The following is a 20,674-nucleotide window of genomic DNA, read 5'->3' as shown; positions in this document are numbered from 1 at the left end:
GCTACGACGGCTCCTTCGTGGACTCGGCGAGCCCGTGGCCCGAGCCGTCCGCGCGACGCGCATCCAGCGGGCCTCATGGACGCTGTCGCCCGACATCTCGTCAACGCCCATAGCGCGGCATCTCGTCCGCGCCCAGCTCACCGACTGGGGATACGACGGGGAGAGCGACATCGCCGAACTGCTCGTCAGCGAGTTGGTCACCAATGCCCTGCTCCACGGACGGGGAGTACCGGTCATCACCCTTTCCTTCCGGGAAGGCACGCTGCGCTGCGAGGTCGAGGACGAGAATCCGGCCCTGCTCCAGGTGCGCGAGGAACCCGACAACGACGAGAACGGCCGCGGATTGCTCCTCGTCGACATGCTGTCCCGTTCCTGGGGCACCGACCGCACGCGCGCGGGAAGGCCCGGAAAGGCCGTCTGGTTCGAGTTGCCCGCCCATCCGGCCTACCAGGCTTCTTGACCGGCCGATACCGTGCCCCGTCCGGCCTTCGCCAGGTAGGAGTGGCCTGACCCGGGAAGCCTCCTGTCACCGTTCAGGAACTGTTTGCACTGTTATATTTAAAAGCAAACAGTTGGAGGTTGAGCCATGTTCATCCCCATCCCCTCCGCGTCCCTTTACCACCCCGATCACGCCGCGCCAGGCAGGGTCCGCCGCCTGACCCTGACGGCCGCCGGCCCACTACTCCTGCTGATCGTTCCCATGGCCCTGGTCACCCTGTACGGGGAGCGCCTTCCCGACCGCGTCTACCTCCAGAACTGGGCCATCGACACCGGCCACGAACCCACCTGGCAGGGTTGGGTCTCACAACCCCTCTGGGGGGCGATGGTGTGGCTCGAAGCGCTGCTCATCGTCTCGTTCCTGCGCCACTGGCGCCTACCTCAGGTCCAGCGGGCCCTGGTGGCCGGGAGCTTCCTCATCGGCGTGGCCGCTCCGGTGTCCGGCGCGCTGTGGCTGCTGATGCTGGTCGACGCCCCGGGTCCCGTGGCCCGGCCCGCCTGGCTCCTGATGGTGGAGATCGCCGCCGCCGCGGGGGCGCTCGCCCTGGGCTGGGCGGCGGCGGGTCCGCTGCCGCCGGCGCCCGAGACCACCGCCGCACCGCCGCCGCATGCGCCCACCATGACGCTCGGCCCGTGGCAGCGTGCCATGTTCGTGACCTCCGCCTGGTCGGCACGGAGGCTGCTGGTCGCCGCGGTACTGGCCGCGGTCACCGCATGGACCGTGTCCGAGGGCTCCGGTGCATGGCAGGGCACGACGGTGCTGGCGCTGTGGACGGTCTTTGAAATGGCACAGGCGCGTACCCGTCTGCAGATCGACGGCTCGGGGGTCACGGTGAAGGTCCCCTGGCTACCCGCCCTACGCCGGACGGTGCCGTACCCGAGGATACGATTCGCTGAGGCCAGGAGCGAGGCTCCCGACGGGCGGTACAAGCTGGACGACAGTGATGCGGGCTGGGGTGTCGTCGGCGGGAAGGGGCCGGTGCTCGTCCTGTCGTTGAGTGACGGCCGGCGGTTCGTCTACTCCACGCGCGAAGCGGAGACGGCGGCCGCGCTGGTCAACGGATGGCTGAGCAGGCAACGACAGGGGGAGACGGCGTAGTGCTGATCACAGTTGACCCCTCATCGGCACAGTCGCTCGCCGACCAGGTGGCGGCCTCCGTACGCGCCGCGCTGGCCAATGGCACGGCGGCCCCCGGGGACCGGCTCCCTTCGGCGCGCAACGTGGCCACCACCCTCGGCATCAACCTGCACACCGTGCTACGGGGCTACCAGCAGTTGCGCGACGAGGGACTGGTGGAACTACGTCGTGGCCGAGCGGCTGTCATCACCGACACGGCCGACCGGTTCCGCCTCCGACTCGCCGCGGCGGCCGAGGAGTTCGCCAGGGTCGCTCTGCACACCGGAGCCTCCGAAGAGGAAGCACTCGTCGCAGCCCGGAAGGCGTTGCACGCCATGCGAGCCTGAGTGGCAGCCTCCCGCCCCGACACCCCGCACCGCGGCATGGTCGCCGACGACGTCCTCCCCGCATGACGAGTTCCAGAGTTCAACCGGCAGCTATCTACCGGTCAGATCCGCGGCAATCTTCGTCGGGCACGCTCGAACACGTGACTCACATCCTGAAAGCCGCACTGTCGGTCGGCACAGTTGCCGCCGCCCTGCTCGCCGCCTCCCCCGCGGCGGCCTTTCCCGCCGTTGAGCACCGGGGCGATCCCGCAGTCGTGACGACGGACAACGAGACGCCTGCCCTTTATGACGACGAAGAGGGGGGCAACGCCTCCGGTGACGACCCCGCGATCTGGGTCCACCCGAAGGACTCCCACCAGTCGATCGTGATCGTGACCGCCAAGGAGGGGGGCCTGCGCGTCTACGACATGAAATCCCGGGAGCTCCAGTCACTGGCCGCGACCGAGGCCCCGCGGGCCGACACGGCCAAGGGCCGGTACAACAACGTCGACATCGCCTACGACATCACGCTCGCCGGCCGCGTGGTCGACGTCGCGGTCGTCTCGGACCGCTACAACGACCAGCTCCGGTTCTTCGTCATCGACCCGGCCGGCGCCGCGGCGCGTACGCCGCTGACCGAGGTCACCGCGGCTGATCAGCGGTTCCTGTTCAACCCCGACCGTGAAGCCGTCGACGAGGAGCACACGGCGTACGGACTCGCCGCCTGGCAGCCGAAGCGCGGTGAGACGTATGCCGTCGTCACCCAGGAAGGTGCCACGACCCTCGCGACCGCGCGCATCGTCGAGATCGACGGCAAGCTCGGCTACACGAGCGTCAAGAAACTGACGATGCCGAGCACCTTCAAGCTGCCGGACGGTTCGACCTGGTCCCCGTGTGCGGAGCCGGGCGTACTGCCGCAGTTCGAGGGTGTCGCGGTGGACCAGAAGTCGGGCGTTCTCTATGCCGCGCAGGAGGATGTCGGCCTGTGGCGGCTGCGGCTGCCGCTCGGCTCGGGCGGGCAGCCGACGCTCATCGACAAGGTCACCGACTTCGGCATCCACGACGCCTACGACAAGGAGTCCGAGGAGTGCCGGCCGATCGATCCGAAGGCCAAGGGGTTCGGCGGCAACCGGCTCACGGCTGACGCCGAGGGCGTCGACATCTACTACGGCCCGGGATCGACCGGATACGTCATCGTGTCGAGCCAGGGAGACGACACGTTCGCGGTCTACGACCGGCAGGGCAGGAACGCTCCGCTGGGCGGTTTCCGGGTCAAGGGCGCCAAGGGAGCCGACGACGTCAACGGCTCCGACGGGCTTGCCGTGACGAACCGTCCCGTCGGTGACTACCGCCAGGGCCTGCTGGTCACGCACGACGAGCCCGAGACCGGGCCCGACGTCGACGACGAACGCGACGCCACGAACTTCTCCTATGTCTCGTGGGGTGAGATCGCCGACGCTCTGTCGCTCAAGGTGACCACGAAGGCCGGAAACGACCCACGGTTCCGCTGAGGCGGACCGCCGCAGACCGATCGCGTGAATCAGGGACGCCCTCGGCTGACAAAGATCTCAATCGGAACGCCTCGGGGCATGGTCCCCGAGGCGTTTCCGTTTTCCGCTCGGCCGATCCCCGGTAGCCCCCGGAATCTCCGCGGCACCTCAACGCAACCGTTCGGCCCGCGCACTCGAAGACAAGGTCAGGAAGAACCCGACTCGGCTCGCAACACGCCAAGTTCCCCGTTCATGGCGTCGAGAAAGGCTGCCACGGTGCGCAACTCCTCCGGGCTGAAACGCCGCAGGGCGTTGTCCGTGCCACGGCCGAGCGGGCCGAAGAAGGCCGCGGCGATTTCCTTCGCCGCGTCGAGGTAGTGCAGGTGGACCACGCGCCGGTCGTGCACGTCGCGAACCCGGCGGATGTGCCCGGCCCGCTCCAGCCGGTCGAGGCACGCGGTGACGGCACCCGACGTGAGGTTCAACTCCTCCCGCAGCCGACCTGGAGTGATCGGCGACGGAGCGTCAAAGATCTTCATGAGGGCCTGGACATCTGTGGTGTGCAGCCCCTGCTCGTGGGCGAACTCATGGGCGATGCGGTTGAACTCGGCGGTCATCCGGCGCAGTCGTACCGCGAAGGACTGCAGGTCGATGCCTACCTCGCTATCGCCGTTCATGCCGTCATGTTACATTAACTCAACAGTCAAGTATCTCAATGCTAGAGTTACATGGCATCACGGAAAGGTGATCTCATGGCGCGGCAACCGATCCGCTGGCTTGTTCCGGCACTGCTGGTGCTGGTCTGGCTGGCCGTCGGCGGAGGGCTGGGGCCGTTCGCCGGCAAGCTCACCGAGGTGTCCACCAACGACCAGGCCGCGTTCCTGCCACAGAGTGCGGAGTCGACGCGCGTACTGGAAGTGCAGGAGAGGTTCCGCCAGGGTGAGACGCAGCCACTCATCGTGGTGTGGACCGCGGACGGGAAAGACATCGCTCCCGAGCAGAGCGCCGCGGCGACCCGGACGCTCGCCTCGCTGCGCGGCACGGCGGGCGTCGTCGGGACGCCCACGCCCGCCATCGGATCGGACGACGGCCAGGCCCTGCGGGGCGTGGTCCAGCTCAGCCCCGACCTCGAGGGCTCGCTCGGGGAGACCCTGGACCGGATCGGCTCGGCGGTGGCGGTCGACGGCCTTCGGGCTCAGCTCGCGGGACCGGCGGCCACCCGGGCCGACCTGTCCGGCGCTTTCGCCGGGATCGACGGCCTGCTTCTCGGGGTGGCGCTGATCACTGTGTTGATCATTCTGCTGGCGGTGTACCGAAGCCTGCTGTTGCCGCTCGTCATCATCACCGGCGCGGTCTTCGCACTGGGCCTGGCATGCGCCGTGGTCTACCTCCTGGCCGACCGCGGCATCGTCCGGGTCGACGGCCAGGTGCAGGGCATCCTGTTCATCCTGGTCATCGGCGCGGCCACCGACTACGCGTTGCTGCTGACCGCCCGCTTCCAGGAGGAACTGGCCACGACCGGCGACCGCTTCGCCGCAGGCCGCGTCGCGCTGCGGCGCTCGTTCGAGCCGATCGTCGCCAGTGCCGCCACGGTGGCCCTGGCTCTGCTCGCGCTGCTGCTCAGCAACCTGACCAACAACCGCGCACTCGGCCCGGTGGGCGCCATCGGCATCGTGTGCGCCGCCCTCAGCGCGCTCACCTTCCTGCCCGCGGCCCTCGTCCTGCTGGGTCGCGCCGCCCTGTGGCCGGCGAAGCCGCGTCCGGCAGGCGCCGAGGCCCGCGGGATCTGGGGCCGGGTGGCCACCCTGGTCGACCGCCATCCGCGCCGCCTCTGGATCGCCACCATCCTGCCTCTCATCGGCCTCGCCCTCTTCGCGCCGCAACTGAACGCCAGAGGTGTGCCGCTGGACGAGACCTTCGTGAACGACGCGCCGTCGGTGGCGGCACAGACGACACTGAGTGAGCACTTCCCCGGAGGCTCGGGGCAGCCCGCGGTCATCGTCGTCCCCGCCGGGCGTGCCACGGCCGTGGAGAAGACGGCCCGCGGCGTCGAGGGCGTGTCCGACACCGCGGCGGTGACCCGGAGCGGACGACCGGGCGACACCCCCAAGATCGTCGATGGACTCGTGCTGGTGGAGGCGACGTTGAACGACGCGCCGGACGGCGACGCCGCCCAGGACACGGTCAAGCGCCTGCGTGCCGCGCTCACCGCCGAGAACGGTGTCATGATCGGCGGGTACAGCGCCCAGCGATACGACACGACGGAGACCGCGAAGAACGACACGCTGCTCATCGTCCCGGTCGTCCTGACGATCATCCTGCTCATCCTGATCGTCCTGCTGCGCTCGCTGGTGACGCCCGTACTCCTGGTGGTCACCGTGGCGCTGAACTTCCTGGCCACCCTCGGCGTCTCCGCGCTGGTCTTCACGCATGTGTTCGGATTCACCGGCAGTGACGCGTCCGTACCGCTGTACGGCTTCGTCTTCCTGGTCGCGCTGGGGGTGGACTACAACATCTTCCTCATGTCCAGGGTGCGCGAGGAAACCGCGCACCGCGGGGCGCGAGAGGGTGTGCTGCGCGGGCTGGTCACCACCGGCGGGGTGATCACCTCGGCGGGCGTCGTGCTCGCCGCCACCTTCGCCGCACTGGTGGTGATCCCCCTGGCCTTCCTCGTCCAGACAGCCTTCATCGTCGCCTTCGGCGTCCTGCTCGACACCCTGGTGGTGCGGTCTCTGCTGGTCCCGGCGCTGGTACGGGATCTGGACACGCGGGCTTGGTGGCCCAGCCGTCTGGGCCGTGCCGGGGTAGGGCAGGCCTCCAGGGAACTGACCGGGGCGTCAAGGTGATATCCGGCCCAGGCGGTGGAAGAAGCCGGACGCCCGCCCACGGCACAGCCCTCAGCAGGGCTGTGCCGTGGGCGGGGTGGTCGACCGGTGGTGACGTGCGAGTCACCGGCCCGGCGCCGTGGCGGCCGGTCAGGACCGGTCGATGTACCAGTTGCCGCATATGCTGCCGAGCGCGATGCGCGCGCATGCCCGGACCGCGTAGTGCCGCTGCTGGCTGGTGTTCCAGTTCATGACAAGGCTGCTTTCGGAACTGGAGAACGGACCGCATTGCTTCCAGCCACCGTTCGCGTTCACCTGCTCGGTGGTGGGGTACATGGGCAGGCTGCTGGGCATCCCCTGCAGGCTACGGTCGATCCAGACCTGTTCCCCCGATTGGCGAGGTGAGAGCCGGGCGTAGCTGTAGTTGAAGGCGCCGCCGTTCCACAGTTGAAGGAAGCGTCCGCCTGCCACATAGACGTCGGCACCGCCGACCACCTGGTAGTAGTCGGGAATCCCGGACTGATCGCACTCGGATGGGGTGGCGCTCGCGGCGGAGATCGGACCGGCGACCGTGAACGCCGCTCCGATGACCACGGCAAGAAGAGCCCTCCTGAACCGCTTCGAGGTCGTCGCGTTCGTGCTCGTCATGGCTGTCCTTTCATAGGTGGATCTACGGCCCGGCCGGGGGGCGTGAAGGGGACGTCCCGGCGACTCAGTTGGGATCGACCCAGAAGGCGTCCCGGTCCAGCAGTCGCTGGTAGCGGACGAGTGCTCCGAACTTCCCTCCCGCGCCCTCGTTCTCCGCCTCGGGGACCATGGCCCGGCTGAAGGCGCCGCCGCTCGTCCAGGCGCCCTCCCAGGTGCGTGCCATGGGGTATTCGTCGCATGTCTGCCCTGGGGGACGGGGCAGCGAGTCGGGGCATGCCAGGTCCCGGTTCTTCTTGGCCTTGGCCGCGTCGGCCAGCCGGTGAAGGGGCGTGGTGCCGGGGGCTCCGGGAAGTCCACCGGCCTGCGCCGTCCTGATGTGAGCGCTGACCGCCGGATAGTCGGCCAGTCCGTTGAGCGTGGGGGCGAAACTCGGTATGACGCAGCCGGCACCGCTGAGGATCCTGTCGCAGCGAATGTCCGGTGAGGGGTAGGGGCCCTGGGTGGGCGGGAAATAGTTGATCACTTCCGTGTCCCCACCCGGATGCGTCAGCTGCAGCTCATAGGTGGTGTGAACGGTGCGTTCACCGCCTTGGGGCACGTTCACCAGATGGGGTACGGGCGGGGTCAGAGACTGGGTGGAACTGTCGGGCAGCGTGATCGCAGGGCCGAAGTCGCCCGCCGTACAGCCGACGGAACAACTGGCCACCAGGCGGAAGCTGATCGCGTCATCCGGGAGCAGTTCCCCCTCGGAGAAGAAGCGGACGATCGCGAAGACATCGGTGAGTTCCAGGCTGTCGTAGAACATGCCGATGAAATGGATGTAGTTCACGGTGGTGCGACCGAGCAGAAGCCCTGTGGTGGTGTCGTAGACGCTGACGGTCGCGTAGTTGATCAGGCAGGCGGCGAATCGCCTGGTCTTCCACGCGCTCTTCGACTGATCGTCAGGGGGGTCGATGCACCAGCCGGGCAGGGGTGGTGGGTCGTCGGCGACGCTCGTCGAACTCAGGACCGATCTGCCGGGCCGTTGCGCCACCGGCGCGACACACAGCACCTTCCTCTTGCCCTGACGGGCGAGTGACGGGAATCGATCACGGATGTGATCGCAGCCGGTCTGCGTCGTCACCGTGGTGGTGGCGTGCGCGCCGGCACTCTGTGCCGAGACCGTCATCGACGCGCACAGCAACAGAACCGACACCGTCAGAAACGTGATTGCTCTCATGCGAATAGTGCTCATGGCTTCCCGTAAGGCTGTAGGGCCAAGGAGAGGGATGGCGGAAACGAACCCCGGCCCGGTCCGGAAGTAAGGCAGCGGAAGGTCGGAACTCCGGGGAGAGAGCCCGGCGCCGTTCCGCGACATCAAGGCGGCCGGGCTTGGCGAACCCGTCCGCGGAACCCGGCGGCCGGAGCGGGCCGGACCACCCGCTCCGGCCGATCACCGGACGTTTGCGATCAGCAACTCACCGTGCGCTCGTACTGGCCGTAGTGCCCGGCTGTCAGGGGCGACCGCCCGGCCCGATGGACCTGGAGCCGCCTCGTTGGGGTTGTCGATCACGACGTTCTCGTGACATGTCGTCCTGCCGTAGCCCACGTCGCCGCGCCGGGGGCCGTATCGGACGGTCACCCCGCACGCCTCGCCGCCGGCCGACCGCCATGCCGATCGCCATGCCGATCGCGACGACCAAGCCCGTCATGCGATGGTCAGCGCTGCCCCCGCGGCGAGCGCCGTCTTCGCGTGCGGAACGTCAACTTTCCTCCAGTGGTAGGACCCGGTGAGGTCCCTCCAGCGAACCAACCGCGGCGGTCCGGCGGCAGGCGCTCGACCGGCGGTTAACCGGCGGTTAGGCTGCGAACGCCACGAACGTGATCAAATACCGTGGACCGGCGGGAAGGGGATCGATGTTCGGCAGCGTGCTGCGTGACTTCCGGATTCGGGCACTGCTCACGCAGGAGGAGCTGGCCGCCCTGTCCGGCATCAGCGAGCGACAGATCCGCGAGATCGAGTCCGGCCGCGTCACGGTGCCCCGGTCCAGCACCGTCCGGGTGCTCGCCGACACGCTGAAGCTGTCCCCGGCGGACCGGGCCGCCTTCCAGCTCGCCGCGCAGCCGGACGCCGGACACCCACCGGTGCCCGCGCAGTTACCCGCCGACGTCGACGGATTCACCGGTCGCGCCGAGGCGCTGCGCGCGCTCGACGCGGCCACGGCCGCGGTGGTCACCATCTCGGGGCCCGCCGGAGTGGGCAAGACCTCACTCGCCGTGCACTGGTCTCACCTGGCCGCGCCGAGCTTCCCGGACGGCCTGCTGTACGTGGACCTGCGCGGCTTTTCCCAGCACACCACGGTCGACCCGGCCGAGGTGGTCCGTGGATTTCTGGACGCCCTCGGGGTGCCGCCCGACCGCGTCCCGCCCGGCTTCGCGGCGCAGGTGGCGCTCTACCGCAGCCGGTCCGCCGACCGCCACCTGCTGGTCGTGCTCGACAACGCCCGCGACGCCGACCAGGTCCGGCCGCTGCTGCCGGCCGGCCCGGCCGCCCGCGCGGTCGTCACCAGCCGCCGGCAGCTCACCGCCCTGATCGCCGAGACCGGTGCCGCCGCGCTGACGCTGGACATCCCGGACATCGAGGAGGCGGTCGAGCTGCTCAGCCACCGGCTCGGCATCGGTGCCCCGCAGAAGACCGACTCGAACCCCCGATCACCCGCAGCCGAGACCGGGCCGCACCGTTCCCGGGCCGCGGCGGACACCGGTCGGCGCCCGGGGCCTGAGGTCGCGGACGGTTACGCCGTGGCCGCGATCGCGGCCGCGTGCGGACGGCTCCCGTTGGCGTTGGCGCTGGTCGGTGCGCGGGCGCGGCTGACCGGTTTCCAGCCCGAGGCGATCGCCGCGGAGCTGCGCCACCCAGGGGGCCGGCTCGCGGCCCTCGAGATCGACGTCGTGTTCTCCTGGTCCTACGACGCGCTGAGCCAGGACGCTGCACGGCTGTTCCGGCTGCTCGGGCTCGCCGCGGGTGCCGACATCTCGGTGGCCGCCGCGGCCGCGCTGGCCGGCCGGGCGCTGCCCGATGTCCGGCGGACGCTGGCCGAACTGACCCACGCCAGCCTGCTCACCGAGCATGCGCCCGGCCGCTACCGGATGCACGACCTGCTGCACGCCTACGCCGGCGAGCGCGCCCGGGCCGAGGAGTCCGAGGCCGTGCGGCAGGCGGCGCTGACCCGGCTGCTCGACCACTACACGCACACCGCGTACCACGCGGAGCTGGTGCTGAATCCGGTGCGCGCGCCCATCCCGATGACCCTCGGCACGCCCGTGGACGGGGCCGAGCCGAAACGCGTGTTCAACCTCCCGGCCGCCCTGGCCTGGCTGAAGACCGAGCACGCAGTGCTGCTGACCGCGCTGCGGCAGGCCGAGGAGGAGGGCATGCACCGGCACGCGTGGCAGCTGAGCTGGGCGCTGGACACATTCCTGAACGACCAGCGGCGATGGCACGACGAAGGAGCGGCGTGGGCGGTGGCACTGCGCGCGGCGACCGCCATGACCGACCGCCCGGCGGCGGCGCACGCGCACCGCTTCCTGAGCGCGGTGAACGGCCGGCTCGACCGGTTCGACGACGCGCACGCCCATATGCGGCAGGCGCTCGAGCTGAGCCTCACCGCCGGAGACCGGGCGGGCGAGGCGGAGAACCGCTTCGTGCTGTCCTACGTGTACTGGCTGCAAGGCGACAGCGAGCGTGCGCTCGACCAGGCCGAGCAGGCGTTGTCGCTCTTCACCGAGTTCGACGACCCGCTCTGGGCGGGCAAGGCCAGCCTCGCGGTGGGCTGGTACCACTCCGAGCTCGGCGCCTACCAACAGGCGCTGCAGTTCCAGCTGCGAGCGCTGGAGCTACAGCAACGGGCGGGTAACCAGGCCAACGAGGTGGTCACCCTGGACACGCTGGGCCTGCTCTACCAGCGGCTGGGCGACCCGGAGACCGCGATCCGGCACTACGGGCGTGGCCTCCGGCTGGCCGGCACGATGGAAAGCCCCGAATTACGGGCCCAGTTGCTCGGGCACCTCGGTGACGCGAGCGAGGCCACCGGGGACTCGCAGACGGCCCGCGAGCGCTGGCTGGAGGCGTACAAGATCTTCCTCGATCTCGGCCACCCTCAGGCCGGTGACCTGCGCCGCAAGCTCCAGCCGCCCGGCTCCCGGGCCGCAACCTGGAAGTAACGGAATGCCGACGGTGCCCCACGTGTGGCCGCGGTGACGGACGTTGCCGTCAATGCTCAGCGGGGAACGACCTGTGCCCGCACACCGGGTAGATCGTCGAACATGGCGGACGAGTTCATCGTGATCACGGTTCTCGCGGTGGTCGCGGCCGTCGCGGCGATCAGCAGATCGTTAAAATCAGATCATCTGATTCTGCCTGTTCCTGGGGTACCCGAGTGCACATCGCCCTGCTCAACCCGCTCGCCGACGCGGCACCTCGATGGCTGTGTTCACCGGGACATCAGTAACTGAAGGTGGTCGCGCCCTCGTCGCCGATCCACTGCCACATGGGGACGGTGCCGCCCAGCTCCGCGCCCTCGATGAGTCGCTGTTTGTCGAGCGCACGGGCCTCGAAGCAGATCGGGCAGACCAGGTAGTGTCCGCCTGCCTTGGCGTACCGGACCACGAGGTCGGTCAGCGGAGGGCAGCCGTCACACGCGACGGCGGTGGCGACGCCGTCCAGCGCCAGCCGGGCCGCTTCCTTGGTGAGGAACATGAGCGTGGGACGGCCCTGCTCGGCCGCGCCGACCGCGACCAGGAACGCCACCGTGACCCGCTCAGGGTCCTCAAGCCCGGTGGTCAAACTGACGACAGCTTTTCCGGCCATGGATCTCTCCTTGTCTTTCGTCGATGGAGCACGTGGACTTTCTGAACGACGCGGCACCGGCGAACCGCCGTCACCCGGCCCTTGGCCTCGCATTCCGCACGTGACCCCGATCGAGCTGGGGTGATTACCCGCTGCACTGGCTCAGATATAGCTGCCGACCTGCAACGGTGCGGAAAACGGGCCTAGCCGGAGACGGCCTCGACGCCGGTTGTCCCGAGGGCCGCCCGGATGCCGGGGTGCAGCCCGTCGAAGACCGGATCCGGGACGGCACCGACCGCGGATAGGACGCCGCTGAAGAAGCGGCGTAGGCAGACGGCGAGCACGATCTGGAAGATGTCGACATCGGCCAGCCCGTGCCCGCGCAGGATGTCGGTGTCCGCCTCGGTCACCGTGACAGGATCGGCGGCAACGCGTTCGGCGAAGTCCATGACCGCCACGTCCACCGGAGCCAGCCCCGCGTCGTGGTGGTCGGCCACGATCGCGCGCAGCGCCGCGTCGTCGTAGAACCGCTCACGCAGCACGGCCGCGTGAGCGAGACCGCAGTACGTGGAACCGAGACGGCGGGCGGCGGTCAGGGTGACCAGCTCGTAGCGACGCGGGTCCATGCCGGCCTTGACCGCCTCCCCCAGCTGCCGCCAGGCGTCGTAGACCTCAGGCCGCAGCGCCAGCACCCTGAGGTAGTTGGGCACGTATCCCAGGGCGGCCCGCTCGGCCTGGTAGAGCGGTGATTCGGCGGGCGTGCTGAGATAGGTCATGGTCTCCCCCTTCGGCGGCGCCTCCGCGCAGAACGGTAGGACCTCCGCGACGGTCCGCGATTGGGGAGATCTCCCTAATTTGCGGGATCCCGGAGCAGGTTCAGCCGGTGCGCCGCAGCGACCGCCTGGCCCCGGCTGGCCACCCCGAGCTTGCCCAGCACCGCGGAGATGTGGTGGTCGACGGTCTTGACCGACAACGACAGGCGCCCGGCCATCTCGGCGTTGGACAGCCCTTCGGCCAGTAGTGCCAGCACCTCCACCTGGCGCGGCGTCAGGCCGGCGGCGTTGGCGGCCGTCGCCCGGCGGGGACCGCGCGGCACCCGGGTGAATCCGCGCCTTCTCAGCTCGGCCCGTAACCTCTCCGCCGCCCGCGTGGCCCCCAGCTCGTCCAGGACCCGCAACGCCTCGGCCGCCGCGTCCTGGTCACCGCCCGCCAGCGCCTCGACGCGCGCGTATCCGGCACCGTGCCGGGCCCACTCCGCGGCCGCGCCCGCCCAGTCGCCGTCGATCATCAGCTGGTACGGCCGCGCCACCGCGCCCGGGATCCCGGTCCCGCCGGCCCGCCATAACCGGTAGGCCAGCTCTCCGACGTAAACCGGGTGGCTCACCGTCATGGCCAGGTCCAGGCCGCGCCGAGCCTCCCCTGCGGCACGCTCGGCATCGCCGCACCACAGGAAGAACTCCGAGCGGGCCGCCGTCACCGGGCAGACCCGCTGCACCTCACCGGTGCGTTCGGCCTGGCGGGCGGCCTCGTCCAGCGTGGCCAGCGCCTCGGGCTCGCCGCGAGCCGCCTGGATCCGGCCCCGCGCCACCAGCGCGGGAACCACGGCGACCCCGGCCCGGACCGGCCGCTCCAGCGCCGCGTCCGCGTCGGCCAGCGCGCCGGTCCAGTCACAGCGGACCAGCCGCACCCCCGCCCGCACCCCGAGCAGGTACTGGACGTAGCCGTCGAGGTCCTGTCGAGTGGCGTAGGCCAGCGCCCGCTCGACCGCCGGGACGGCGGCTTCGTACTCGGCCAGCTCGACCAGCGAGGTGGCCAGGTTGACCAGCGCCCGGGCGGCGTGATCGGCCAGCCCGAGGGATGAGGCCCGCTCGTGCGCCTCCCGCAGCGCCGCGGCCGCGCCGTCGTCACCGTCCATCAGCCGGGCGCTGCTCACGTTGATCGCGGCGTGAACGGAGGTCTCCACATCCCCCAGCCGGTCGGCCAGGATCCGCGCCCGCTCCCCCCACGTGACCGCGATCTCCCGCTCGCCCGCCAGCATGTGCAGCTGCGACCGGTTGCTGTAGGCCATGGCCAGCTGTCGGCCCGGCGGCCCGGCCTCGAGGACCGTCACCGCTCGGGCGGCCGCCTCCCGGGCCTTCCCCGCGTCCCCCGCCCACCACGCCAGCCGGGAGATCCAGCGCAGGTTCTCCCCGACCTGTTCAGGTTGCCGCAGATCCTCCCGTACGGCCAGCGCCGCCCGCCGGGCCCGCAGTCCCTCCTCGGCCAGCCCGGCCAGGTACGCCTGGAACGCGTACGCCTCCAGCAGCTCGGCCCGCTGCGGGGCCGGCAGCAGGTCGGCGTGTACGGCCGCGACCCGGTAATGTGCCGTCGCCTCCCGATGCGCGCCCTGCTGGGCCGCGCCGGCCCCCGCCACCTGCCCGTACCGCAGGACCGCGGCCTCGTCCCCCGCGTGCAGCGCATGGTGGACCAGGCGGCCCGGGTCGACCCCGGCGGCCCCCGCCAGCACGCCCAGCACCCGTCGGTGCAGGACGGCGCGTCGCGCGGGCGACATCGCGTCCTCCACCGCCCCGCGCAGCAACTCGTGACGGAACGACACGCCGTCACCGGACGACACCAGCACCCCGGCGTCGACACACAGGTCGACCAGGTCCGCCGCTCCCGCCACGACGGCGGCGTCGGCGCGAGTCGGGATCACCGCCACCAGTTGGGCCAGCTCCCGGGCGGGCCGCGATAGTGTCCGCATCCGGTCCAGGACGAGATCCTGCACGGTGGCCGGCACCGCCCGGCCGTCGGCCTTGAACAACTCGGTCACCAGCAACGGATTGCCGCCGGTCAACCGGTAGACCAGCTCCGGATCCCGCCCGGCCCGGTGCGCCTGCTCCGTCACACACGCCGGAGACAGCGGCGGCAGCGACACGCGTCGCACGATGGCGCTGGGCAGGGCCGCCAGGGCACCCCGCAGTGGGTGCTCGGCGCCCACCTCGTCGTCACGGTAGGTCACCACGAACAGGGCCGACATCCGGCCGATCCTTCGGCCCGACCAGACCAGCCAGTCGAGTGTGGCCTCATCGGCCCAGTGTGCGTCCTCCACCACGACGACCGGGCGCGGCCGCTGCGGCGGGCCGGAAAGCTCGTCCAGGAAGGCCGCGAAGATCTCCTCCTGCGCAGCGCCGGCGTTCAGCCGATCGGCCAGGATGTTTCCGGTCTGGCGGCCGATGTCGTGCAGGGGGCCCAGCGCCCGCGGGGTGATCAACCGGTCACAGCCGCCCCAGAGCACCCATGCCGCCGACCCACATCGCCGGGCGAACTCGGTCACGAGCGCGGACTTGCCGATGCCCGCCTCGCCGGCCACCACCGCCACGCGACCGCCGCGGGCGCTCTCACGCAGAAGATCTCCGAGGAGATCCAGCGTCGCGGAACGCTCCCACAGCTCCATCCACCCGATGCTAAACCGTTCTCTGATTCTCAGTGCCTGTCAGTGCGGACCGGCGAGCCGCCGCGGCACTCTCCCTGCCGGGATTTCCCGTTTCGCCAATGCGTGTCTCGCCGTTCGGTCCAGAAGAGGACAGCCCGGAATACGTGTATGTCCGGCTGGCCAATCACATCCAGGCGTTGATCGATGCCGGCGACCTCCGGCCGGGTCAGCGACTCCCGGCAGAGCATGATCTTTCTCCCGAATACGGGGTGGCGTACCTGACGGTGCGGCGCGCGATGCGGAAACTACGCGGGCGAGGCCTGATCAGGACCGTGGTCGGAAGAGGGACGTACATCGACCCGCAGGCAGAACCCTCGCGTCCGGACGACGTTCCGCCCACCGACTGATCAGTACAGCGGTGATCGCGGGAGAAAAGAGATGATTCTCTGAACCTGCATCGGAGGAGTCCGCGGCATTCATCTCCGCGATTCCGAAGCCAATGCCACTGATTTAGCCGGCGAACTTCTGGCGCAGGACACTAGACGATCACCGTGACTTTCCCCCAAGCTGCCCGAACCGACTTCTCGACCAGGCGGGTCAGATGCCTAAACCGTCAAAAACAGATACCGTACCCCCTCCCGCCACTCCGGGCAGGTTGTTTACCTTGTCCACGATCGATGGGACGAGCGCCGGATCGTCAAGTTTGACGTAGTAGTTCTCGTAGTACTTATCCAACGGCTTGGTATCGTCGTCCTTGCCCTGGGGATCAGGGTCTATCACGTGCGACAACAGGGTGTCGAACTGCTTGGACATCCACATGTTATGCGCCTGACCCGCGAAATAGATGCGCTTGACGCCTTTCATCCTCTTCAGAAGAGCCTCGATCGCCTCTCTCTCGCCAGCCGTCGCCCTACCTCGCCCCTCGCAAAACCCCGGCCTTCTGCTGTCGTCACACAGGAGGACGGTCATATCAGCCTTACCCTCCCAGAAGAGGGTGGGTATGATATTGGCGATGAAGATACCGGGCAGCGCCTTGATCGCCGAATTGAGGGCAGGTGCGTCACTCCACCGATGCAGTCTTCCGGAGAAGCTCCCTGGCATATCATTTTCTTCCATGACTCCCGCCAGACCGGGAAGAGCCTCCAACATCTCTTGCCCGCTCTTATAGCGGAGGTCCGTGATCTGCGGCATCTGCCGTAGGCTCTGCTCGATCGCGCGTCTCTGCACCGGAGTCGCTTCCTTGTCTCCACAAGCGTCCACACTGTCGTTCTTGGCGCACAGAAGAACGGAGAACTGTCCGCCTTCCGGCCAAGGGCCGACCGGGGCCGCGAGGATTTTCGGGAACCGGTCCGCCTCGGCAGCCGAGGCGCCGAAAAGGAGAGCTGTCATCGCGGCAAAGGCGAGAAGTACGCGGAACACAGGGGCAACTATGTCAGGAAATACTGATACATCCCACGTAGAACTCTTAGGTCAGCACAGTGAAAGCGACAGGAGCAATCAGGGCACCGGTCCACACCAGCAGCCATGAGCACCGCGATCGTCGAACGCTTCATGAGCGGGTTCTACCTCGCGGTGCTGACATCGATGACTCCGATGACGTTGGACACGGGGACGGTGCCGTCGGCCCCCGCGCGCTGGTGGCCACGCGAGTCAAGAGAGATATCGCGATTGTCGCCTTGGACCCAGATACGTCCCTCCGGGATGACCATCGGCCCGAAGGTCAGATTCGAAGCCCGCTCGTTGGTCACATACGGTTCATCCACCGGCTTGCCGTCAACGACCATCCGATGCCGCAGGTCGCAGCAACCGACCGTGCTCCCTGGAACGCCGATGACTCGCTTGATCATGTAGCCACCGCTACCGCCCCACGACTCCGGGGGCGAAAAGGCGATGACGTCACCCGCCTTGGGCACGTACGTCCCGTCGGTCACCCGGCCGGTGACCACGTCACCCATCCTGAGCGTAGGCATCATCGCTTCGCTCGGTTCGTGGTAGGACTCTCTTCCGGTCATCTTGGAAATCAGCGGCTGAGGTATGACCGAGCAGGCGGAAGCCCCTACCACCACAAGCGAAACAATCAGGATATATAGCCCGCGAAATACCATTGCAGCATTATCTGGGCTAGACATCACCCTCATCGCTCGCGCCTCATCACGATCTCATCGCAGGACGCCGGCCTTCCCGATGCCCTTTTCGTACGGCCCGGCACAGGTGTTCACGACAAGCGCGACACGGAGATCGTCCCGTCTGCCGTCGCTGATAGAGGTAAAAGGAACGGGCCATAGGTGAGCGTTGAACCAGCCAAGCTCCACTTCTCCGCCCTACATCCCGTAGCCGGCGGTCGAGACTTGAAGCGTTCCGAGAATTCTCGACGTCAGCACCAGCCCCCGCCGCCGGTCATGGAAGAGGTCACGTCTACGTCGTACTCCTCGCCCTCCTCCTTCACGACCCACACGGAGAAGCCAACATCCCTACCACCAACGGACTTGACGAAGCAGCTCACCCCTTCACGCCCCTCCCCCGGAGGGGGTTTCCAGCCATCCATGATCGCGGCGTCTCGATAGAAGGACAGCACATCGGCTACCGGGCCTGAAGAGCGATAGGACTGCAAGACGTTCACCAGCCGGCCATCACCGTAGCAACCGGACCTGCGTCCCCCCTGGGGCGTCGCGGTCGCCGGATGAGCATCGAGAATGCTGAGCGTGGCCAAGGAAGCGGCGAGCCGGTCATCCTCAGCGGTACACCCATCGGGACGCATCAGGAAAGCGACAAGAGCCACCAAAGCAGCAGCGCCCCCCACACAGACGACAAGCACCGCAATCGTCGAGCGCTTCATGGTCGGGAGCCTAGATCCCTGCTTACTCACCGAACAAGCTTTTCTGTGGCTGCGCACCCGGGACATCTGCTTCTTTGACCTGGTGACTCAAGTGCTTGATTTGGTTGTGCGGTTCGCTGACAGCGGTCGGCTCGGCCCGTTGCGCTGCGGAATGACACTGCAGAATGTCAAAGAACTGATCGGGCCTTTCCACGACCGAATGCACGATTCAAAACCTCGTCGTTGGCGACCTCGGCTGCACTTCTGACACGACCTGGAAGTCCTGATCTGCCACGGACTCGTGGTGGAGGTGGGCCTCCCCCTTTGGCACGAGTCGATCACGCTACCCGATGAACCCGTCTGGGAACCGAAGATCACCGTCAAGGACCCCGCCCAGACCACGGTCCAGGGGACGGCGGAGTTGGACACCACCCACCGGGTGCCCACGTTTCCACCGAACAAGGAGCCCCGACCAGAAGGGGCAACCTCCCCTTCGTCGCCCGGTGCGACAGCACGCGCATCGACTACCCCGTCCTCAAGGCCGATGGAACACCCTCATGGAGCGGCAACACCGGGGGGTGCGGGTCTCAGGCGGACCAACCGCGCCGCTCAGTTCAACCGACGCGAGGTCAGATTGTGGTGTACGGCTGCCGCCGTGTGCTTGTGGTGACCGACGTTGTCGTCACCGTTGTCGTCAGCTCTCACGTTCCAGAACCGAGACCGGCCGAACACTCCTCCCAGGCATCAGCACAGGTTGCTCCCGCTGGGGCCAGAACTGACCTGCAAGAAGTAGTCATCGCTGTCCTTCTCTTCCGGCCTGTCGGAGTACCCCACCGACAGATAGACATTCCGGCTGTTGATCACCTTAGTGAGGCAGACCTGCGTTGCACTCTCCTCCTGCTTCGGCACCGGCGCCGACTTCCAGCCGTCCTTGATCGCAGCCTCGCGGTAGAAGGACGGCACATCGGCACGCGATACCGAAAGCCGGTAGGACTGCTCGGCATACGCGAGCCGGTCATCGTCATTGCACCCCCCGAGACGTTTCCCGTCCGGCTTCGCCTCGACCGGACGGGCATCGAGGATGCTGAGCACTACGAGAGCCGAAGCAAGCCGCTTGTCATCGTCGGTACAACGGGGAAACGGCGAGCGGGGCATCAACAACAAGCCCAGGCGATCCACCACGAAACTGCCGACCCCCAGGACGCCTACGGCGGCGACAGCACCGGCAAGGCCGCCGACCACCAGCACCGCGACAACCAGACGCTTCATGATCTAGAGCCTAGTATCGGTCCCCAACAGGCCCAATAGATTCGATCGCCTCCCAGCTATCGAATACCCGTGCTCAGGTCACGCCCGCATTTCTTGATCAGTACGTGAACGTCAACGGCGAGAGCGGCTACTTCGACCGCTCGCTGGAGGTGTACGACCGCCGCGACCTGCCCTCCTCCCGCTGCGGCACTCCGATCAGGCGCGATCCTTTCATGAACCGGTCGTCCTACTCCTGCCCGAGCCGCCGGCGACGGCCGCGCTGACCACGGCGAGCACCGCTCCCACCCACATCACCGCGGAGATCGACACGCTGTCCACGATCCGGCCGCCGGCGAACGAGCCGAGCGCGATGGAGACGTTGAAGGCACCGACGAAAAGCGCCGTGCCCATTTCGCCGCCGCCCGACCGCATGATCCAGAGCTGCAGGGTCACCCCCACGCCGCCGTAGCCCAGACCCCACACCACGAGCACGATCAGGGGTAGGCCGATCAGGGGCAGCGCCGCCATGGAGAGTGCCATCAGCACGGCCAGCGTGACCAGGACCGGCTTGGGGTTCCTGGCCGCCCATGCGCCTGCCACGAAGTTGCCGGCCACGCCCGCGGCGCCGTACAGGAGGAGGGCGGTGCTGACGAGGGCGGGGCCGGCGTGCGAGACCTGCTCCAGGAACGGCCGGACGTAGGTGTAGGCAGTGAAGTGGCCGGACACGATCAGGACGGTCAGGACGAGGACGACCCTGAGCGGGCCGGAGAGCCACGTGAGCCGTCCCTCCGACGCGCGGGCCGGGGCCTCCGCGCGGGGCAACGGCTCGGACGCGCGGGCTCGGGGTTCGCCGGGCAGGGGCGGCAGGATGGTGGCCAGCAGCGCGAGTAGGGCCAGGGCCAGCACCCCCATGGCGATGAACGCGGTCCGCCACCCCGCGAACGACGAGATGAACGTCGCCACGGGCACCCCCAGTACCGACGCCACCGACACCCCGGCCAAGATGATTGACGTGGCCCGCCCGACGGACTCTTCGGGCACCAGCCGCAGGCCGAGTCCGGCCGCGAAGGCCCAGAACCCGCCGATGCTCACCCCGGTCAGCACCCGGGCGGCCAGCATGACGGGGTAGTTCGGCGCGAACGCGCCCGCCAGGTTGGCCACCGCCAGCAGCGCCATCAGCCCCAGCAGCGTGATGCGCCGGTCAAGCCGTCGGGTAGTGATCGCCAGCACGGGCGCGGAGACGGCGGCGACCAGTCCGGGCGCCGACATCATCAGCCCGGCCGTCCCGTCGGAGACGCCGAGGGTGGCGGCGATCGAGGTCAGTAGGCCAACGGGCAGCATCTCGCTGGTCACGATGGTGAAGGTGCCCACCGCGACCGAGGACACGGCGAGCCAGCGCGCCCGGGGGGCGGCGGAAACATCAGTCATGGTCATGCCGGCCAGCTTTCTGCCGGCCACCAGCGG

At 68.6% G+C, this 20,674-nt stretch carries 18 protein-coding genes and 1 pseudogene; 8 read left to right on the top strand and 11 right to left on the bottom strand.

Annotation, left to right across the window (positions count from 1 at the left end; genetic code table 11):
* Positions 1–34 precede the first annotated feature (34 nt).
* The 4 genes from ABT061_RS39320 (at position 35) to ABT061_RS39305 (ending at position 3,452) form a co-directional block, all read left to right on the top strand.
* Positions 35–460 carry an ATP-binding protein gene (locus tag ABT061_RS39320; protein ID WP_350927779.1) on the top strand — a complete coding sequence of 142 codons (426 nt, stop codon included), beginning with the start codon at positions 35–37 and terminating at the stop codon, positions 458–460.
* A 126-nt stretch (positions 461–586) separates the two neighbouring features.
* Positions 587–1,597, top strand: coding sequence for a hypothetical protein (locus ABT061_RS39315; RefSeq protein WP_350927777.1), 1,011 nt, complete (start codon positions 587–589; stop codon positions 1,595–1,597).
* The gene (locus ABT061_RS39310) at positions 1,597–1,962 is read left to right on the top strand and encodes a GntR family transcriptional regulator (protein ID WP_350927775.1); all 366 of its coding nucleotides are present in this window, start codon (positions 1,597–1,599) and stop codon (positions 1,960–1,962) included. Before ABT061_RS39315 ends, ABT061_RS39310 begins: the two co-directional genes overlap by 1 nt.
* A 140-nt stretch (positions 1,963–2,102) precedes the next feature.
* On the top strand, positions 2,103–3,452 hold the full coding sequence (locus tag ABT061_RS39305; protein WP_350927773.1) for a phytase: 1,350 nt from the start codon (positions 2,103–2,105) through the stop codon (positions 3,450–3,452).
* Between the two features lie 185 nt (positions 3,453–3,637).
* Here the strand turns inward: ABT061_RS39305 and ABT061_RS39300 are convergent, their stop codons facing one another.
* Positions 3,638–4,108 carry a MarR family winged helix-turn-helix transcriptional regulator gene (locus ABT061_RS39300; RefSeq protein WP_350927771.1) on the bottom strand — a complete coding sequence of 157 codons (471 nt, stop codon included), beginning with the start codon at positions 4,106–4,108 and terminating at the stop codon, positions 3,638–3,640.
* A gap of 75 nt (positions 4,109–4,183) precedes the next feature.
* On the opposite strand from ABT061_RS39300, the gene ABT061_RS39295 reads away from it, so the two are divergent.
* Positions 4,184–6,277, top strand: coding sequence for an MMPL family transporter (locus ABT061_RS39295; RefSeq protein ID WP_350927769.1), 2,094 nt, complete (start codon positions 4,184–4,186; stop codon positions 6,275–6,277).
* Positions 6,278–6,406: 129 nt separating this feature from the next.
* Here the strand turns inward: ABT061_RS39295 and ABT061_RS39290 are convergent, their stop codons facing one another.
* Together ABT061_RS39290 and ABT061_RS39285 are read right to left on the bottom strand one after the other, a co-directional pair.
* Positions 6,407–6,904, bottom strand: coding sequence for a hypothetical protein (locus ABT061_RS39290; protein ID WP_350927767.1), 498 nt, complete (start codon positions 6,902–6,904; stop codon positions 6,407–6,409).
* Between the two features lie 64 nt (positions 6,905–6,968).
* A complete protein-coding gene (locus ABT061_RS39285) occupies positions 6,969–8,099 on the bottom strand; it encodes a NucA/NucB deoxyribonuclease domain-containing protein (protein ID WP_350927765.1) in 1,131 nt (376 codons plus the stop codon).
* A gap of 701 nt (positions 8,100–8,800) precedes the next feature.
* Between ABT061_RS39285 and ABT061_RS39280 the strand changes: the two genes are divergently transcribed.
* Positions 8,801–11,107: an ATP-binding protein gene (locus ABT061_RS39280; protein ID WP_350927763.1), complete on the top strand. Its 2,307-nt coding sequence runs from the start codon at positions 8,801–8,803 to the stop codon at positions 11,105–11,107.
* A 280-nt stretch (positions 11,108–11,387) separates the two neighbouring features.
* Here ABT061_RS39280 and ABT061_RS39275 read toward each other — a convergent pair whose 3' ends face one another.
* From ABT061_RS39275 to ABT061_RS39265, 3 genes are all read right to left on the bottom strand, one after another.
* Positions 11,388–11,753, bottom strand: a complete 366-nt coding sequence (locus ABT061_RS39275) for a DsrE family protein (RefSeq protein WP_350927761.1) — start codon at positions 11,751–11,753, stop codon at positions 11,388–11,390.
* Positions 11,754–11,935: 182 nt separating this feature from the next.
* Entirely contained in the window at positions 11,936–12,508 is a 573-nt protein-coding gene (locus tag ABT061_RS39270; RefSeq protein ID WP_350927759.1) for a carboxymuconolactone decarboxylase family protein, read from the bottom strand.
* A 74-nt stretch (positions 12,509–12,582) separates the two neighbouring features.
* Positions 12,583–15,168 (bottom strand): ATP-binding protein, encoded by a 2,586-nt coding sequence (locus ABT061_RS39265; protein ID WP_350927757.1) that lies wholly within the window; start codon positions 15,166–15,168, stop codon positions 12,583–12,585.
* A 32-nt stretch (positions 15,169–15,200) separates the two neighbouring features.
* Here ABT061_RS39265 and ABT061_RS39260 point away from each other — a divergent pair, with 32 nt between their 5' ends.
* Positions 15,201–15,554 carry a winged helix-turn-helix domain-containing protein gene (locus ABT061_RS39260; RefSeq protein WP_350927755.1) on the top strand — a complete coding sequence of 118 codons (354 nt, stop codon included), beginning with the start codon at positions 15,201–15,203 and terminating at the stop codon, positions 15,552–15,554.
* 190 nt (positions 15,555–15,744) lie between these two features.
* On the opposite strand, the gene ABT061_RS39255 is transcribed toward ABT061_RS39260, so the two are convergent.
* From ABT061_RS39255 to ABT061_RS39240, 4 genes are all read right to left on the bottom strand, one after another.
* Positions 15,745–16,566 carry a permease-like cell division protein FtsX gene (locus ABT061_RS39255; RefSeq protein ID WP_350927753.1) on the bottom strand — a complete coding sequence of 274 codons (822 nt, stop codon included), beginning with the start codon at positions 16,564–16,566 and terminating at the stop codon, positions 15,745–15,747.
* Positions 16,567–16,709: 143 nt separating this feature from the next.
* A complete protein-coding gene (lepB, locus tag ABT061_RS39250) occupies positions 16,710–17,276 on the bottom strand; it encodes a signal peptidase I (protein ID WP_350927751.1) in 567 nt (188 codons plus the stop codon).
* A gap of 245 nt (positions 17,277–17,521) precedes the next feature.
* Positions 17,522–17,983, bottom strand: coding sequence for a hypothetical protein (locus ABT061_RS39245; RefSeq protein ID WP_350927749.1), 462 nt, complete (start codon positions 17,981–17,983; stop codon positions 17,522–17,524).
* A gap of 723 nt (positions 17,984–18,706) precedes the next feature.
* Complete coding sequence (locus tag ABT061_RS39240) at positions 18,707–19,231, bottom strand: hypothetical protein (RefSeq protein ID WP_350927746.1); 525 nt, start codon at positions 19,229–19,231, stop codon at positions 18,707–18,709.
* A gap of 71 nt (positions 19,232–19,302) precedes the next feature.
* On the opposite strand from ABT061_RS39240, the pseudogene ABT061_RS39235 reads away from it, so the two are divergent.
* Positions 19,303–19,494: pseudogene (locus ABT061_RS39235) on the top strand (bifunctional DNA-formamidopyrimidine glycosylase/DNA-(apurinic or apyrimidinic site) lyase); the annotation flags it as partial.
* On the opposite strand, the gene ABT061_RS39230 reads toward ABT061_RS39235, so the two are convergent.
* Complete coding sequence (locus tag ABT061_RS39230; protein ID WP_350927744.1) at positions 19,442–20,644, bottom strand: MFS transporter; 1,203 nt, start codon at positions 20,642–20,644, stop codon at positions 19,442–19,444. The pseudogene ABT061_RS39235 and the gene ABT061_RS39230 sit on opposite strands and share 53 nt — an antisense overlap.
* Positions 20,645–20,674: the final 30 nt, after the last annotated feature.

Origin of the sequence: Streptosporangium sp. NPDC002544, assembly GCF_040295965.1 — a bacterium.
In the GTDB taxonomy this organism is placed as follows: Bacteria; Actinomycetota; Actinomycetes; order Streptosporangiales; family Streptosporangiaceae; genus Streptosporangium.
Note: the sequence above shows the minus strand (reverse complement) of the source record. Positions and strands in the feature narration are given on the sequence as shown.